This is a genomic window from Kitasatospora sp. NPDC057738 (assembly GCF_042798815.1).
Taxonomy (GTDB): Bacteria; Actinomycetota; Actinomycetes; order Streptomycetales; family Streptomycetaceae; genus Kitasatospora; species Kitasatospora lactacystinica.
In genome coordinates, this window is sequence record NZ_JBHVJT010000108.1 from 21,190 (window position 1) to 24,658 (window position 3,469).

Below are 3,469 nucleotides of genomic sequence, written 5' to 3' on the forward strand. Positions count from 1 at the left end.
GGGGGGGGGTGCTTGCTTTTGTTGGGGTGCGCGGCGGGGGTTTTTTTTTTTTTTTTTTTTTTCCCCCCCCCACCCCCCCCACCACACTCGCCTGACCAGGGCCGTCCGGGATGGACGGCCCTGCTGCGTTTCCCCGCAGGACGGGTCCCTCGCCCCGGACGGCCGCCACCGCCGCCGCACCGAGGAGAGAGACCTTGACCACCGCCGCCGTGACCACCACTGCGACCACCGCTTCCGCGACAGCCTCCGCGAGCACAGCCTCCGCGACCACCGCTCTCGCGACCGCCGCCGTCGCCGACACGTCCGTTCCGTCCGCTCCGGTCGACGATCCGACCGCCCACCGCGTCCTCACCGGGGACCGGCCCACCGGACCGCTCCACCTCGGCCACTACTTCGGCACCCTGCGCAACCGGGTCCGGCTCCAGGACCAGGGAGTCGAGATGTTCGTCGTGGTCGCCGACTACCAGGTCATCACCGACCGCGACCTCGCCGACCGGCTCGCCGAGCGCACCGAGAACCTCGTCCTCGACTACCTCGCCGCCGGCCTCGACCCCGAGCGGGCGACGATCTTCCCGCACAGTGCCGTCCCCGCCCTCAACCAGCTGCTGCTCCCCTTCCTCAGCCTGGTCAGCGTCGCCGAACTGGGACGCAACCCCACCGTCAAGGACGAGATCGCCCACTCCCGGCAGGCCGCCGTCAGCGGGCTGATGTTCACCTACCCCATCCACCAGGCGGCCGACATCCTCTTCTGCAAGGCCGACCTGGTCCCGGTCGGCCAGGACCAGCTGCCCCACCTCGAAGTCGCCCGCACCGTCGCCCGCCGCTTCAACGAGCGCTACCCGCACGCCGACGGCAGCGCCGTCTTCCCCCGGCCGCAGGCCCTGCTCTCCGACGCCCCGATGCTGCTCGGCACCGACGGCGGCAAGATGAGCAAGAGCCGGGGCAACGCCGTCGCCCTCGGCGCCACCGAGGACGAGACCGCCCGGATCATCCGCGGCACCAGGACCGACGCCGACCGCCGGATCGGCTACGACCCGGTCAACCGTCCCGAGGTCTCCAGCCTCGTCCTGCTCGCCGCCCTCTGCCAGGACCGCGCCCCCGAGGCCGTCGCCGAGGAGATCGGCGACGGCGGCGCCGCCGCGCTCAAGCGCACCGTCACGGAGTCCGTCAACGAGTTCCTCCGCCCGATGCGCGCCCGCCGCGCCGAACTCGCCGCCGACCGGGGCCACCTGCGGCAGGTCCTGCGCGACGGCGCCGAGCGGGCCAACGCCGTCGCCGACGCCACCCTCGCCGAGGTCCGGGAGGTGATGGGGGCGGCCATCTGAAGAGCGCTCACCCGCCGGAGCCCGCCGAAGCCGTCCGGACAGCGGAACGCCTCCCGCGGACATCGGCCGGTTGACACGGGGCATATCGTCACCGGGCGGTCGCGGCCACAGCGCGACCGCCCGAACCCCGCTCCCGCGCCCGAAAGGTGGCCCGGCCCATGGACCAGCACCCGACCGCACCCGGCCAGGGGCTGACCCGCCCGCCGCACCTGCGCCCCGGCGACCACATCGCCGTCGTCGCGCCCAGCGGCCCGATCGACGCGGCACGCCTCACCGCCGGGTGCGCGATCCTCCGCTCCTGGGGGCTGCGCGTCACCGTCGCCCCGCACGTCCTCGACACCCACCCCTCCCTCGGCTACCTGGCCGGCACCGACGCGGACCGCGCCGCCGACCTCCGGAACGCCTGGCTCGACCCCACCGTCGACGCCGTCATCTGCGCCCGCGGCGGGTACGGCGTGCACCGCATGGCCGACCTGCTCGACTGGACCGCGATGCGCGCCGCCGGGCCCAAGCCCTTCATCGGCTTCAGCGACGTCAGTTCCCTGCACGAGGCGTTCGCCCAGCGCCTCGGCCTCGCCACCCTGTACGGACCGCTGGCCGCCGGGGCGTCCTTCGTCTCCGACGGCCCGACCGCCGAGCACCTCCGCCGCACCCTCTTCGACCCCGCCGCCGTCACCGTCCTCACGTCACCCACCGCCGCCCCGCTCGTCCCCGGCCGGGCCCGCGGCGTCACGGCCGGCGGCTGCCTCCACGTCCTCACCGCCGAGCGCGGCACGCCCGCCGCCCGGGCCTCGTACGAGGGAGGCATCCTGCTGCTCGAAGACGTGAACGAGCACCCCTACCAGCTCGACCGCCTGCTCACCCAGCTCCTGCGCTCCGGTGCCCTCGACGGCGTGGCCGGTGTCGCCCTCGGCTCCTGGGAGGGCTGCGGACGGCCGGAACGGGTCCGGGACGTGATGCTCGACCGGCTCGGCGGCCTCGGCGTCCCCGTGCTCTGGGAACTGGGCTTCGGCCACTGCCCGTCCACCCTCACCGTCCCGCTCGGCGTTCCCGCCCTGCTCGACGCCGACGCCGGCACCCTCACCCTGGACCTGCCCGCCCTCGCCGAACGCTGAGCCGGCTCGGGGCCGAGCCAAAGCACGGGCGTGCTCAGTAACACGGGCGCGCTCAGTAAGGTGCGGCCATGAACGAGGACCGCCTCACCGCCCTTGCCCTCGGTTTCCTCCGCGGCCCGGGCAGCAACGCCCGCACGATCCTGGGACTTGCCGGCCCGCCCGGCGCCGGCAAGTCCACCCTGGCCCGTCACCTGGTCGCCGAGGTCGAGCGTGCCGAAGGCCCCGGCACCGCCGCCTACGTCCCGCTCGACGGCTTCCACCTCTCCGGCGCCCAGCTCGACCGCCTCGGCCTGACCCACCGCAAGGGCGCCCCGGTCACCTTCGACGCCCACGGCTACCTCGCCCTGCTGCGCCGCATCGCCGGCGACCGGTTCCAGGACATCTACGTCCCGGACTTCGACCGCACCCTGGACGAACCGGTCGCCGCCCGCCACGTGGTCCGCCCGCACACCCGGCTCGTCATCACCGAGGGCAACTACCTCGCCTCCAGCGACACGCCTTGGTCCGATGCCCGCCGACTCCTGCGCGAGCTCTGGTACGTGCACACGGATGACGAGGTCCGCGAGGAGCGGCTGCTCCGGCGGCACCGCGACGGCGGCCGCGACGAGGCCACCGCGCGCCAGTGGGTCACCGGCAACGACCACCCCAACGGCGCGTACGTGAAGCCCGGGCGGGCGCTCTGCACCCGCACCGTCTCCGGGACGGGTTTGCCTTCGACCCCGGACAGGGGTAGTGTTTCCTAGTCGCTCGGCAGGGAGCACCGGACACGCATCGGCGCGGACGGTCCCGGAGCGGCCAATCCCCAGAAACACCACTTCCGGTTCGTGCCGGTCGTTTCGCTTTTCGCGTCCCGACCTGGTGCTTATTCGGCGTGCGCGTTTTATCGGATTGCGGCCGGATTCGCTTTTCGGAGCGGGGATCGGCTAGAGTTTGGAACGTCGGACAGGGCGTCAAGCCCCGGAAGACACCGGCGAGTTGGATGAACGAAGCCCCGGAAACGGAGCGGAAAACATCTGATAAGCTGGAAAC

General features: G+C 73.0%; 3 protein-coding genes. All 3 read left to right on the top strand.

Annotated elements, in window-relative coordinates:
• Positions 1 to 194: 194 nt before the first annotated feature.
• Positions 195 to 1,325 (top strand): tryptophan--tRNA ligase, encoded by a 1,131-nt coding sequence (gene trpS / locus ACFVGO_RS36830; RefSeq protein ID WP_380636499.1) that lies wholly within the window; start codon positions 195 to 197, stop codon positions 1,323 to 1,325.
• Positions 1,326 to 1,483: 158 nt separating this feature from the next.
• Positions 1,484 to 2,440, top strand: coding sequence for an LD-carboxypeptidase (locus ACFVGO_RS36835; RefSeq protein ID WP_359908937.1), 957 nt, complete (start codon positions 1,484 to 1,486; stop codon positions 2,438 to 2,440).
• A 68-nt stretch (positions 2,441 to 2,508) separates the two neighbouring features.
• Positions 2,509 to 3,183 carry a nucleoside/nucleotide kinase family protein gene (locus tag ACFVGO_RS36840; RefSeq protein ID WP_380358076.1) on the top strand — a complete coding sequence of 225 codons (675 nt, stop codon included), beginning with the start codon at positions 2,509 to 2,511 and terminating at the stop codon, positions 3,181 to 3,183.
• Positions 3,184 to 3,469: the final 286 nt, after the last annotated feature.